The organism is Terrabacter carboxydivorans, assembly GCF_039532035.1.
Classification (GTDB): Bacteria; Actinomycetota; Actinomycetes; order Actinomycetales; family Dermatophilaceae; genus Terrabacter; species Terrabacter carboxydivorans.
Window position 1 is genome coordinate 41,675 of sequence record NZ_BAAARE010000020.1, and the last position, 12,985, is coordinate 54,659.

The following is a 12,985-nucleotide window of genomic DNA, read 5'->3' on the forward strand; positions in this document are numbered from 1 at the left end:
AGCAGCCTTGAGGTCAAACGCTGCTGGGGTATGCCGGCTGGCCGGGTCTCGGTCAGCCCGCGGTGTCCGCGCCGCGCCCCTCGGGGCCGTCCGGGCTGTCGGAGTCGCCGCCGGCGGCTCGCTCGAGCGCGTCGGACAGCTCGTCGATCTCGAGGGTCTCGGAGTCGACGCACCGGTTGCGGTAGGCCGCCCGCCCGACGAGGTGCGCCGAGACGGGCGAGGTGAAGAACTGCGTGGCCGCGAGCAGCACGAGCGTCGTGACGGCCGCCCAGGTGCGCAGCGTCAGGGCGAGCCCGGTGAGGATGAAGATGAGCCCGAGCGTCTGCGGCTTGGTCGCGGCGTGCAGTCGCGACAGCGTGTCGGGGAAGCGGAGCAGGCCGATGGCCCCGGCGAGGCAGAGGAACGAGCCGAGCAGGAGGCAGACGGCCCCGGCGGCGTCGAGCAGCGAGGTCCACGTCATGACTGCTCCCTGTCCTCGCGCGGCTCGTACGCCTCGGGCTGCTCACGGACGACGGCCTCGGGCTCGTCGGAGTCGCGGGACAGGAACCGGGTGACGGCGACGCCGCCGACGAAGCCCACGAGCCCGAGGATCATGAGCAGCGGGAGGTAGGTCGTGGTGCGCTGGCGCGCCGACTCGAGTGCGACGCCGGCGATGACGATGACGAGCAGGATCTCGGCGGCGACGATGCGGTCGAGGTTGCTCGGTCCCCGGTAGAGGCGCACGAGGACGAGCGCCGCGGCCGCGCCGAGCATGGCGAGGGAGACGGCGAGGACGACGGTCATGCGAGATCCTCCTCGTCACGGTCGGTGCGGTCGGTGCTGCCGGTGCGCTCGGTGCCGCCGGCGGGGACGGTCGGCCACGGGCCGCCGGTCTCGATCGCCTCGATCTCCGCGCGCGAGCCGAGGGCCCGCACGACGCGTCGTTCGACGGCGAGGACGTGGGCGCGCTGTGCCTCGATGCGGCCCTCGTGCTCGACGTCGAGCAGGTGCAGGTAGAGCACCGAGGTCGAACGCCTCGCGTCGATGACGACCGACCCGGGCACCAGCGCGACGAGCTCGGCGGTGATGGTGAGGTAGAAGTCCGAGCGCGAGCGGAGCTGGACCTCGATGACGGCGTTGCGGGGGCTGCGCCGGCCGAACGCGAGCCGCATGACCTGCCACGAGGCGCCCACGAGGTCGACGAGGAAGTGGCCGATGAGGAGCAGCACGCGGTGCGGGCGCAGGCGGCCCGAGAACTCGATCGACGGCAGGGGGAACGCGTAGGTGACGAGCAGCCCCACGAGGACGCCGTTGACGGCGTTGCCCCACGTGACCCGGTCCCACAGCAGCACCCAGGCCAGGGCGATGGTCGCCACCGCGCGGGGCTGCAGCACGCGGCGCCGACGGCGCGGGCTCTCGGGACCGCGGGGCGCGGTGGCCGTCCGGACCTCGCTCATCGCCGCACCTCCACCGGCAGGACGCTCGTGATGTAGGGCTGCCGGCTCGTCAGGTCGGCTGCGGCGCGCTGCGTGTAGGCGAAGAGAGGCCCGGCGACGACGGTGATGAGCAGCCCGACGAGCGTCATGACGGCCGTCGCCCCGAGCATGGTGCGGGGCAGGGCGCGCGGGGCCGAGTCGACCAGCACGGCGCTCGCGGGGTCGCGCGCCGGCTCGACGTCGAGCGTGCCGTCCTGCAGGGCGGCCGCCGTCTCGGTGGAGCGAGGCGCGTCCGCGAGGGTGCGCCAGAACGCCTGGCTCCAGACCTTGGCGAGCGCGTAGAGCGTCAGCAGGCTCGTGACGATGCCGCCCACGACGAGCAGCCACGCGAGCGGGGTGCCGACGGCGATGCCGGCGTCGAGGAGGCCGACCTTGGCCAGGAAGCCCGAGAGCGGCGGGATGCCGGAGAGGTTCATCGCCGAGACGAAGAAGAGCGTCGCGAGCACGGGGGAGGCCACGGCCAGCCCGCCGAGCCGGTCGAGGGACGTGGTGCCGCCGAGGCGCTCGACGAGGCCGGTGATGAGGAAGAGCGCGGTCTGGATCGTGATGTGGTGGGCGACGTAGAAGATCGCCCCGGCCGTGCCCTGCGGCGTCGCCAGGGCGATGCCGAAGATCATGTAGCCGATGTGGCTGACGAGCGTGAAGGACAGGATCCGCTTGAGGCCCGACTGCGACACGGCGCCGAGGATGCCGATGACCATGGTCAGCAGGGCCGCCCACATGAGCAGTCCCTGCAGCGGCGAGTCCGGGAAGAGCAGGGTCTGCGTGCGGATGATCGCGTAGACACCGACCTTCGTCAGCAGGCCGGCGAAGACGGCGGTGACGGGCGCCGGCGCCGTGGGGTAGCTGTCGGGCAGCCACGCCGACATGGGGAAGACGGCGGCCTTGATCGCGAAGGCCGTGAGCAGCGAGAGCTGGAGCACGAGCGCGACCCCGGGGGAGAGGTCGCCGATGCGGATCGCGAGCTGCGCGAGGTTGACGGTGCCCGTCGCGGCATACACGGCGGCGATGCCGACGAGGAAGAGCGCGGAGCTGAGCAGGCTGACGACGACGTAGGTCGTGCCCGCGTGGATGCGGGCCGCGGCGCCGCCGAGGGTGATGAGGACGTAGGAGCTGAAGAGCAGGATCTCGAAGCCGACGAAGAGGTTGAAGAGGTCGCCGGCGAGGAAGGCGTTGGAGACACCCGCCGCGAGCACCAGGTAGGTCGGGTGGAAGATCGTCAGCGGCGTCTCGCTCTCGGTCTCGTCGTCGCTGTCGGCCTGGCCCTGACCGATGGCGAAGACGAGCACGAGCAGCGTGACGATGGCCGAGACGAGCAGCATGAGCGCGCTGAGGCGGTCGGCGACGAGCGAGATGCCGAGCGGCTCCTGCCAGGCGCCGAGCCAGAGCACCTGCGGGCCCCTGGCGTCGGTCTGCCAGACGAGGACGGCGGCCACGACCACGACGGCTGCGAGCGCGGCGAGGCTGACGATGCGCTGCAGGCGCGGCGACCTACGGAAGGCGAGCGCGAGGGCGGCCCCGAGCAGCGGCAGCAGCACGGGCAGTGGCACGAGGTCGGCCACGGGGAAGTCGGTGAGATCCATGGCGTCAGGGGCTCCCGTCGCCGTGGGCGAGCTCGTCAGAGGTCGTCGTCGACGCCTCGGAGGGGTCGTAGGTCGAGGACGTCTGGTCCTCGAGGGCGAGGCGCTGGATGCGGGCGTCCTCGGCGTCGTCGGGGACGTCGTCGGTGCCGGCGATCTGCCAGAGCCGGTAGGACAGGGCGAGCAGGAACCCGATCGTCGCGAGCGAGATGACGATGGCCGTCAGCACCATGGCCTGCGGGAGCGGGTCGCTGATCGCCGCGGCGTCCTCACCGACGAACGGCGCGCGCCCGGCACGCCCGCTGATGACGAGGTAGAGCACGGCGATGCCGTTGCCGATGAGGACCATGCCGAGCAGGACGCGCACGAGGCTGCGGTCGAGCGCGAGCGCCGTGCCGGCAGCGACGAGCCCCACCGTGACGAGCACGAGCGTGATGTTCGGCTGGAGGGTCGGCTCGATGAGGGCCGGAGCGAGGGTCGTCATGGCCGGACCGCCTCCTCCTGGCTGCCGCTGCCGGCGTCCTCGGCCTCTTCGGACGTCTCGGACTCCTCGGCGATCTGGCGGTCGATGCCCGTGCCGAGGCTGCGCACGATGTCGAGCATCATGCCGACGACGATGAGGTAGACGCCGATGTCGAAGACGAGGGAGGTCACGATGTGCACCTCGCCCCACGGCGGCAGGGTGAAGTCGACGGTCGTCGTCTCGAGGATGGTGCCGCCGAACGCCAACGGGGCCAGGGCCGAGCCGACCGCGACGAGGAGCCCCAGGCCCACGAGCAGTCCCGCGTCGAACGGCGCCGCCTCGTCGAGCTCGTACCGGCCGCCGGCGAGGTAGCGCACGACGAGGGCGAGGCCGGCGACGAGGCCGCCCGCGAAACCACCTCCGGGCTGGTTGTGTCCGGCGAAGAGGAGGAAGAGCGAGGCGGCCAGCATGACGTGGAAGACGAGCCTGGTCACGACCTCGAAGATCACCGAGCGCTTCTCCGTGCGCATCGTCCGCCCGCCGTGCAGCCACGTGCCGCGGGCGGGGTCGCTCGACGGGAGTGCCTTGGACGTCGCGCGTGACAGTCGCGTGTTGCGGGTGCGGACGAAGATCAGGCTGGCGATGCCGGTCGCGGCGGCCACGAGCACCGACACCTCGCCGAGGGTGTCCCAGGCGCGGATGTCGACGAGCGTGACGTTGACGATGTTCTTGCCGTGGCCGAACGCGTAGGCCTCCGTGGGGAACCCGGCGGACACGGGCTCGGTGTTGCGTCCACCGGACGCGACGAGCGCGATCGCGCCGACGGATACACCGACGGCCGCGCCGAGCGCGATGCGCCACGTGCGAGAGGGGGAGTGGGGGTGCCGCGTGAACTTCGTCGGCAGCCGGCGCAGCGCGAGGACGAAGACGACGAGCGACACCGTCTCGACGAGCATCTGGGTGATGGCGAGGTCGGGAGCGCCGTGGAGGATGAAGAGGAGGGAGACGCCGTAGCCGGTGGCCCCGACGAGCATCACCGCCGTGAGGCGCCGGCGGGTCACGAGCACGAGCACGGCGGCCGCGACGACGACGACCCCGACGACCGCCTGCCCGGCGTTGTCCCAGAGCCGCACCTGCGGGAACGACCCGCTCGTGACGGCCGCGGCCCCGGGCAGCGCCACGAAGACGATGAGGATGCCGGCGAGGTAGATGGGCAGCGAGCCGCGCTGCGTGACCGCGGTGGTCTCGACGGCGCCGCGGTCGACCCACCGCAAGGTCCGGGCGAAGCCGCGCTCGCCGTCGACGTGCGCCGGCACGCGCGACTGGACGCGGGAGACGAGGTCGCGCTGGGCGAAGAGCACGATGCCGACGGCCACCGACACGAGCGAGAGCAGCAGCGGCACCGTGACGCCGTGCCACAGCGCGAGCGTCTGCGGCTCGGACCCGACGGGGAAGCCCACGGCATACGGCAGCAGCCACGGCGACTCGAGCGGCGCGAGGAGTCCCAGCAGCAGGCTCGTCACGCCGAGCAGCAGCGGGGCCAGCACGAAGCCCGGGTGCGCGGCCCTGACCGTCGTCGGCGGGACGCCGGGCTTGGTCGCGAACGCGCCCCAGAGGAACCGCGCGGTGTAGGCCACCGTGAGCGCCGACCCGACGACCACACCGACGACCGCGAGCCAGCTCCACGGTGCGGCGAGCGGGGCCGAGGTGTGCACGTCCTCCCAGAGGGACTCGAGCGCGCTCTCCTTGGACACGAACCCGGCCAGCGGCACGATGCCGGCCATGGACAGCCCCGCGAGCGTCGCCGGCACCGCGACCGGGAGCAGCCGGCGTCCCACCCCCGAGAGCCGGCGCAGGTCGCGCGTGCCCGTGCACTTGTCGATCACCCCGACGGTGAGGAAGAGCGTCGACTTGAACAGGGCGTGGGCCACGACGAGGGCGAGCGCGGACAGCGCGGACTGCTTGGTGCCGAGACCGGCGATGGCGACGATGAAGCCGAGCTGGCTGACGGTGCCGTAGGCGAGGAGCAGCTTGATGTCGTGCTGGCGCAGGGCCCGCCAGCCGCCGACGAGCATGGTGAAGAGGCCGAGCCCGACGGTGAGCGCGTGCCAGGCCGGTGCGCCGGCGAAGGCCGGCGCGAGCAGCGCGACGAGGTAGATGCCGGCCTTGACCATCGCGGCGGCGTGGAGGTAGGCGCTGACCGGGGTCGGCGCTGCCATCGCGCCCGGCAGCCAGAAGTGGAACGGCACGAGCGCGGACTTGCTCAGGGCCCCGACGAGGAGCAGGACGACCGACGCCACCGTCACGGCGTCGAGCGGCGGAGGGTCGGCGAGCAGCCCGGAGATGGAGTAGGTGTGGTGGACGCCGAGGGCGATGATGCCGATGAGCATCGCGAGGCCGCCGAAGGTCGTGACGATGAGGGCCTGCATGGCGGCGCGACGGTTGGTCGAGCTCGCCGGGTTGTGGCCGATGAGCAGGTAGGAGAAGACCGTCGTCAGCTCCCAGAAGACGTAGAGCACGAGGAAGTTGTCGGTGAGGACGAGCCCGAGCATCGCCCCGGCGAAGGCCGTGAAGACCGAGGTGAAACGCCACAGCGTCGGGTCGCGGTCGGTGAAGTACCACGTGCAGTAGACCAGGACGAGCGCGCCGACGCCCGTGACGAGCAGGCCGAGGACCCACGACAGCGTGGTGACGCGGAAGTCGAGGTCGATCCCGAGCCCCGGCACCCACGAGATCCGTTGTGTCGGAAGGGTGCCCGAGCGCACGTCGTTCGAGACGGACACGAGCCAGCCGAACGAGATCGCGGGTGCGAGCGCCAGGACGAGGAACGCCTTGGTGCGCAGGACCTTTGCCAGCCACGGCGCGAGGGCGGCGGCGAGCAGGTGCAGGAGCAGGAGTTGCGCCACGGCGGCCCTTCGGTCGTCGGGTGGGTTGAGCTCGGTCCTCGTCGGTTCAGGTCGTGCCCCAATCCTAGGTGCAGCGAAGGGCCCCGCCGACCACTGGCCGGCGGGGCCCCTCGTGCTCAGTCCCTCGGAGCCCCCTCGGGGATCACCTCGGGTTCGCTGCTGCGGTCACTTCGGCGCGACGAGGACGTTGAGCGAGCCGCCCTGCTTCGAGGTGCCGACGACGCGGATCGTCGTGCCGGTCTTGGGCACGTCGACGCCGTACCAGCCGGGCTGGTAGCGGCCCGGGTGCGAGCCGGTCGCGCCGTGCTGGTCGGCGCCCACCCACCAGGTCCTCGTGTCGTCGAAGACCGGCTGGGCCGGCTTGCTCGCGACGGTGCCCGTGGTGCCGTCGGCCGGGTTGTGCAGCGTGATCGCGTCGGTGGCCTCGAGCCCGAAGGTCGAGTCGTAGGACAGGATCCGGTTGCGCATCAGCGTGCCGTTGGACCAGTGCGTGAACTCCGGGTGGGCGTCGACCGGGAGGACGAGTCCGGACCCGGGGTGGTCTCCGACGTTGTTGTCGTTCTGCGAGGTGTCCCAGTAGTTGATGAGCAGCCCGTTCTGGTACGGGTAGCTCTCGACCGTGTCCGGCTTCGTCGGGAAGCCGAAGTTGTAGGCCGTCCGCAGGGACGTGTCGTAGCCGTCGTACTGACGGTTCTCGGCGATGTACGCGTTGAAGAAGGTGCGCTGGACCGATGCGCCCGTGGCCCGGAAGCCGCTGCCGTCCGCGGGGCTGAACGTCCAGCCCGCAGCGGTCTCGGCCCCGTCGAGCGGCTGGCCCGTGATCGCGATGGCATCGACCTGGAACCCCGGCGGCGGGGTGCTCACCCCGGGCTGCCCGACCTGGGCGCCGTCGGCCTTGTAGCGGAACTGGACCTGCACGGTCCGGCCGGCCCACGACGTCAGGTCCGCGGTCAGGTCGGTCCACGACGCCTTGACGCCGGTGATGCCCTGGCCGAGGTTGTTGCCGTTCGGGTCGGTCGTGCGCGACAGGCTCGTCGGGACCTGGGTCCACGTGGCACCGTTGTCGGCCGAGACGCGCAGGTACGCGTAGTCCCAGTCCTCCTCGATGTTGTAGCGGGCCTTGGCCGCGAGCTTGACCGTGCCGGCCGGCAGCGTGACCGACCTGGTCATCGTCGTGTCGAGGTCGTCGGCCGCGTCGCTGTAGTAGAGCTTGGAGCCCTCGTAGGGGGCGCCCAGCTCGAGCGGGACCACCTTGTCCGGGAGCACGGTGAACAGCGCCTGCGCCTGCTTCGTCGCCGGCACGTTGGAGCCGAGGGTGTGCGAGGAGCGCTTGCCGGCGTACGCGACGTCGTAGAACGGTCCCTGCTTGCCCTGGGGCTGGAGCCAGCCGAGCTGGAAGAGCTCGAAGGCGCCGAGGTCGGTCGGGTCGTCGCCGATGCCGTCCGGGCCGCCGTCGCCGATGTTGGCGCCGGAGCTCATGAGCGTCCAGAAGGCGGTGTTGTTCTCCGCTCCGCCCGTGTTGCCGGACGTGTCGTAGAGGTCCGGCAGGCCGAGGTCGTGGCCGAACTCGTGGGCGAAGACGCCGAGCCCGCCGTTCTCGGGCTGCATCGTGTAGTCGCCGACCCAGACACCCGTCGGGTTGTTCGGCACGAGGCTGCTCGAGACGAGTCCCGCGTTGCTGCCGACGTTGACGCCGGCCCCGAGGGGGCCGCCGCCCTGGACCGCGGCGAAGGAGCGGTGGCTCCAGATGGCGTCGGAGCCCTGGTTGGGGTCGCCGGCCGCCTCGTCGCCACCCGCGTGGACGATCTGGAAGTGGTCGATGACACCGTCGGGCTCGTTGAAATTGCCGTCACCGTCGATGTCGTAGCGGTCCTGCTGGTCGAACGTCTTGAGGTACGCCTGGACCTCGGCCATGGTCTTGCCGGAGTCGAGCTGGGACTTCACCCAGACCGCCAGGGCGTCACGCACGAGCGCCGTCGAGGTGTTGCAGACGATGCTGCCGCAGTAGTTGCGACCGTAGAGCGCCTCGTTGAAGGGCACCTTGACCCACTCGGTGACGTCGCCCTCGACCGAGTAGCGGCCGGAGGACTGGCGCTCGTAGTACTTCGCCATCCGGTTGAAGTACATGTCCTGGTAGTGCGCCCGGTTGTAGTCGGCCTGCCACAGCGTCGAGTTGTCCAGGGCGCGGTTCGGCGCCGGGATCTCGTTGTGGCGCGGGCCGGTCACGTCGGCGGCGCTGCCGTCCTTCGGCGGGCCCGTGAAGGTGCCGGGCGGGTACGACCCGGTTCCCCCGGTGTACTGCTGGTCGCCGAACTCGACGATGACGACGAAGATCTTGTCGGTGCCCTCCCGCTCGAGCTGGACGTGCTGTCCCCTGCCGAGCGTGGCCACCTTGCCCTGGGCGCTCGGGTCGCCCTTGAGGCGCTTCTCGAGCGCCTTCTGGCGCATGGCGTCCTGCTTGACCGCCAACGGCGATCGCAGGTTGTCGTTCCGGCTCTTGCCCGTGACCGCGTTGTCGGTCTTGGCCTTGCCGTTGCTGGGAGCCGCCTGGACCGGCGACGCCGCAACGGCGCCGGTGACGAGGGCTCCGGTGGCGAGCAGGCCGATGAGCCTGCGGCGCCCGGAGTGCAGTGATTGCCTCACGTGGACCGTCCCTAGAAGTGTGAGTTTCCTGTGGGATGCCGTGCTCGCCGCAGATGCTCCGCTCCGCCCCCGAAGCGCGACTTTCGCAGTCAAGACCTCGGTGGGAGCCCGCGACCGATCGAGGCCGTCACCGTTACCGATTCGAGATCTTCCATGGGGGTGGTTTCACCCGGACGGTCCGATTCGTCGTGTTCGGGCCCTCGGGCCCTCGGGCCCTCGGGCCTTCGGGCCTTCGGGCCCTCGGTCCCGTCGTTCAGAAGGTGACGAAGGTGCCCCGGGCCAGGAAGAAGCCGTGCCGCCCCGTGAGCTCGATGCACGTCACCCCGGTCGACTCGCTGAGGCACGCGGTCGTCCCCGAGGGCTGGGTGCGCGAGCCGTAGCCCAGCGCGGGCTCCGAGCCGGCGCGGATGCTGTCGGTGTTGCAGACCGGCCGCGCACCGCCCACGGCCAGCTCGATGCGGCCGATGTCGGTCGCGCCGCCGGGCGGGCAGATCGAGGGCAGGGGTGGCGGGATGCGTCCCTGCTGCACCTCGCACGCGACGGCCGAGGCGCCGGTCCGGTGGCACACGATGTTGCCCGTCGGGCTGCGGAAGGCGGCGCCGACGGAAGGGGCCGGGGCCGCCTTGTCGATCCGACCCTCCGCCTCGTCGAAGGACTTCGGGGCTCCGCGCTGCTTACCGGCTGCCAGCGCCGTGGGGACCGCAGGCGTCGTGGTCGTCGTGGCCGGCGGCGTCGTGGCGGGAGGGGCCGCCGGTGACGCGGGTGCGCTCGGCGGGTCGACGGTCACCGTCACGGTGCGTCGCGGCGCCGGGATGTCGGTGGCGCCGCACGAGGCGAGGAGGGACGCCACGGCCACGGCGGCCAGGACGACGACGGCGCGACACGGCATACCTGATCGGCGTCGACGCGAGGAGCGCGTCGGTGACATCGGGAGCATGGCGAAGGAGTCTGGCACGGGTGGCGCCCCCGGGTCAGGTCGGAGCCGGGCCGGTGACCTACCCTTGGGAGGTGTTCCGGCGCCTGCTCACCCCTCGCTGGGTCGGTATGTTCGCCGGCCTGGTCGTGGTCGTCGCCGCGTGCGTGCTGCTCGGCCTGTGGCAGCTCGGCGTGGCCCGCGACTCCGGTCGCCAGGACGCCGTGACCGCTGCCGCCACGCTCGAGCGCGCGCCCCTGCAGAAGGTGACCGCGCCGCACAGCGACTTCCAGGCCGACTACTCCAACCGCGCCGTCACGGTCACGGGCACGTATGCCGCCGAGCGCACCCTGCTCGTCGTCGACCGTCGGCTGGGCGGCCGGGTGGGGTCGTGGGTCGTGACGCCGCTCGAGACGCAGGGAGGCACCGTCCCGGTGCTGCGCGGTTTCGTCGACGGCACGCCCACGGAGGTGCCCCGGCCGCCGACCGGGGTCGTCACCGTGACCGGCACGTTGGGACCGGGGGAGTCGCCGCGCGACGGAGCCCCGCTGCCCGCGCCGCAGGTGCGCTCGATCGACCTGGCCTCCCTCGTCAACGAGTGGCCCGGCGACCTCTACAACGTCGTCGTGCTCGCCTCGGCCGAGTCCACCGGCCCGGCCGCAGGCCTGACGCGCGTGCCACCGCCCGACCTCGACGCCCCGCTCAACCTGCGCAACGCGGCCTACGCCGTGCAGTGGTGGGTCTTCGGGATCTTCGCGATCTGGATGTGGTGGAAGATGTTCCGAGCAGAGCAGCAGGCCGAGGAGCTCGCCGACGAGCCGGCGCACCCGCAGGACCCCCAGCAGGCAGCGCAGCAGGCGGACGCGTCCGCCGCTGCACCGAGAGAAGGCGCGACGACGTGAGCACGTATCCCCAGACCCTGGCCAAGCCGCAGCAGATCAGGTCGGCCCTGTCGACCTACCGCGTGCTCGCGATCATCGCCGGCATCGCGCTGTTCGTCCTCATCCTCGAGATGGTGATGAAGTACGGCTTCAAGCAGACCAACGTGCTGACGCAGTACTGGAGCCCCATCCACGGGATCATCTACTTCGCGTATGCCGTGTCGGTCGCCAACCTGGGCCTCAAGGCCGCGTGGGGCCCGCTCCGCATCGTCAAGAACCTCCTCGCCGGCTTCGTGCCGGTGGTGCCGTGGATCGCCGAGCGGCGCAACAGCCGCGAGACCGAGGCGCTGCTCTCGCGGGCCTACGCCGCGGGCGACGGGACGTCGTCCGAGGAGCACCTGCAGGGCCGATAGGCTGGCGCGCGTGACCGAAGCGCACCCGACCGACCTGCAGAGCCACCCCGTCCTCGTCGTCGACTTCGGCGCGCAGTACGCCCAGCTGATCGCCCGACGGGTGCGTGAGGCGCAGGTCTACAGCGAGGTCGTGCCCCACTCGATGGCGGCGGCCGACATCCTCGCCAAGCAGCCGGCGGCGATCATCCTCTCCGGTGGGCCGAGCTCGGTCTACGAGGACGGCGCCCCGCGACTCGACCCGGCGCTGCTCGAGGCCGGTGTCCCCGTCTTCGGCATGTGCTACGGCTTCCAGTCGATGGCCCAGGCCCTCGGCGGCACCGTCGCCCGCACCGGTGCGCGCGAGTACGGCAAGACCGACGCCGCGATCAGCGACGTCGAGTCGACGCTCTTCGCCGGCCAGCCGCCCAGCCAGACCGTCTGGATGTCGCACGGCGACTCCGTCAGCGCCGCGCCCGAGGGCTTCGCCGTCACGGCCACGACCGCCGGCACGCCGGTCGCCGCCTTCGAGGACGACGAGCGTCGCCTCTACGGCGTGCAGTGGCACCCGGAGGTCCTGCACTCCGAGCAGGGCCAGCGGGTCCTCGAGAACTTCCTCTGGAAGGGCGCCCGCATCACGCCCGACTGGACCCCCGGCCACGTCGTCGACGACCTCGTCGAGTCGATCCGCGAGCAGGTGGGCGAGGACCGCGTCCTCTGCGCCCTCTCCGGCGGCGTCGACTCGTCAGTCGCGGCAGCCTTGGTGCAGAAGGCGATCGGCGAGCAGCTGACCTGTGTCTTCGTCGACCACGGCCTGCTCCGCGAGGGTGAGGCCGAGCAGGTCGAGACCGACTTCGTCGAGGCGACCGGCGTCGACCTCGTCGTCATCGACGCCCGGGAGCGCTTCCTCGAGGCGCTCGCGGGGGTCACCGACCCCGAGACCAAGCGCAAGATCATCGGCGAGCAGTTCATCCGCGTCTTCGAGCAGGCGGCGCGCGACATCGTGCACGACCGCGGCGACGAGCAGCACCCCGTCAAGTGGCTCGTCCAGGGCACGCTCTACCCCGACGTCGTAGAGTCCGGCGGCGGCGAGGGCGCGGCCAACATCAAGAGCCACCACAACGTCGGCGGCCTGCCCGACGACCTCCAGTTCTCGCTCATAGAGCCGCTACGCACCCTGTTCAAGGACGAGGTGCGCCAGGTCGGCCTCGAGCTGGGCGTCCCCGAGGTCATCGTGTGGCGCCAGCCGTTCCCCGGCCCCGGCCTCGGCATCCGCATCATCGGTGCCGTCGACGCCGACCGGCTCGCGATCCTGCGACGCGCCGACGCCATCGCCCGTGAGGAGCTGACCCGGGCCGGCCTCGACCGGGACATCTGGCAGTGCCCCGTCGTGCTGCTCGCGGACGTCCGCTCCGTGGGTGTCCAGGGCGACGGCCGCACCTACGGCCACCCGGTCGTGCTGCGCCCGGTGGCCTCCGAGGACGCCATGACCGCCGACTGGGCGCGCGTGCCGTACGACGTGCTCGCGACCATCTCGACGCGCATCACCAACGAGGTCGAAGAGGTCAACCGGGTCGTCCTCGACGTGACGAGCAAGCCGCCGGGCACCATCGAGTGGGAGTGACCGCGGCCGCCCGGCCACCCCAGCGCTGAACCGTCGAGAGGCCACGTCTGGCCTCCTCGGCGCGGTCGAGAGGCCACGTCCGGTCCCGGGACGTGGCCTCTCGACGTGTCC

The 12,985-nt window shown here is 71.7% G+C and carries 11 protein-coding genes; 3 read left to right on the forward strand and 8 right to left on the reverse strand.

Annotation, left to right across the window (positions count from 1 at the left end; all coding sequences use genetic code 11):
- Positions 1-52: 52 nt before the first annotated feature.
- The 8 genes from mnhG to ABD297_RS19025 all read right to left on the reverse strand — a co-directional run bounded on the left by mnhG (position 53) and on the right by ABD297_RS19025 (position 10,004).
- Positions 53-460, reverse strand: a complete 408-nt coding sequence (gene mnhG / locus ABD297_RS18990) for a monovalent cation/H(+) antiporter subunit G (RefSeq protein WP_344256661.1) — start codon at positions 458-460, stop codon at positions 53-55.
- The gene (locus ABD297_RS18995) at positions 457-783 is read right to left on the reverse strand and encodes an MrpF/PhaF family protein (RefSeq protein ID WP_344256662.1); all 327 of its coding nucleotides are present in this window, start codon (positions 781-783) and stop codon (positions 457-459) included. The genes mnhG and ABD297_RS18995 overlap by 4 nt, the downstream gene beginning before the upstream one ends.
- Positions 780-1,436: a Na+/H+ antiporter subunit E gene (locus ABD297_RS19000; RefSeq protein WP_344256663.1), complete on the reverse strand. Its 657-nt coding sequence runs from the start codon at positions 1,434-1,436 to the stop codon at positions 780-782. Before ABD297_RS19000 ends, ABD297_RS18995 begins: the two co-directional genes overlap by 4 nt.
- Positions 1,433-3,058 (reverse strand): Na+/H+ antiporter subunit D, encoded by a 1,626-nt coding sequence (locus ABD297_RS19005; protein ID WP_344256664.1) that lies wholly within the window; start codon positions 3,056-3,058, stop codon positions 1,433-1,435. Before ABD297_RS19005 ends, ABD297_RS19000 begins: the two co-directional genes overlap by 4 nt.
- Before the next feature lie 4 nt (positions 3,059-3,062).
- Positions 3,063-3,539, reverse strand: a complete 477-nt coding sequence (locus ABD297_RS19010; RefSeq protein ID WP_344256665.1) for an NADH-quinone oxidoreductase subunit K — start codon at positions 3,537-3,539, stop codon at positions 3,063-3,065.
- On the reverse strand, positions 3,536-6,424 hold the full coding sequence (locus ABD297_RS19015; RefSeq protein WP_344256666.1) for a Na+/H+ antiporter subunit A: 2,889 nt from the start codon (positions 6,422-6,424) through the stop codon (positions 3,536-3,538). The genes ABD297_RS19010 and ABD297_RS19015 overlap by 4 nt, the downstream gene beginning before the upstream one ends.
- Positions 6,425-6,589: 165 nt before the next feature.
- Positions 6,590-9,067, reverse strand: a complete 2,478-nt coding sequence (locus tag ABD297_RS19020; protein ID WP_344256667.1) for an immune inhibitor A domain-containing protein — start codon at positions 9,065-9,067, stop codon at positions 6,590-6,592.
- A 253-nt stretch (positions 9,068-9,320) separates the two neighbouring features.
- Positions 9,321-10,004: a hypothetical protein gene (locus tag ABD297_RS19025; protein WP_344256668.1), complete on the reverse strand. Its 684-nt coding sequence runs from the start codon at positions 10,002-10,004 to the stop codon at positions 9,321-9,323.
- Between the two features lie 53 nt (positions 10,005-10,057).
- Here ABD297_RS19025 and ABD297_RS19030 point away from each other — a divergent pair, with 53 nt between their 5' ends.
- The 3 genes from ABD297_RS19030 to guaA are packed head-to-tail and all read left to right on the forward strand — an operon-like array spanning position 10,058 to position 12,874.
- Complete coding sequence (locus ABD297_RS19030; protein WP_344256669.1) at positions 10,058-10,882, forward strand: SURF1 family protein; 825 nt, start codon at positions 10,058-10,060, stop codon at positions 10,880-10,882.
- Positions 10,879-11,274, forward strand: coding sequence for a DUF3817 domain-containing protein (locus ABD297_RS19035; RefSeq protein WP_344256670.1), 396 nt, complete (start codon positions 10,879-10,881; stop codon positions 11,272-11,274). The genes ABD297_RS19030 and ABD297_RS19035 overlap by 4 nt, the downstream gene beginning before the upstream one ends.
- 10 nt (positions 11,275-11,284) lie before the next feature.
- Entirely contained in the window at positions 11,285-12,874 is a 1,590-nt protein-coding gene (guaA, locus tag ABD297_RS19040; RefSeq protein WP_344256671.1) for a glutamine-hydrolyzing GMP synthase, read from the forward strand.
- The last annotated feature ends 111 nt before the right edge of the window (positions 12,875-12,985 follow it).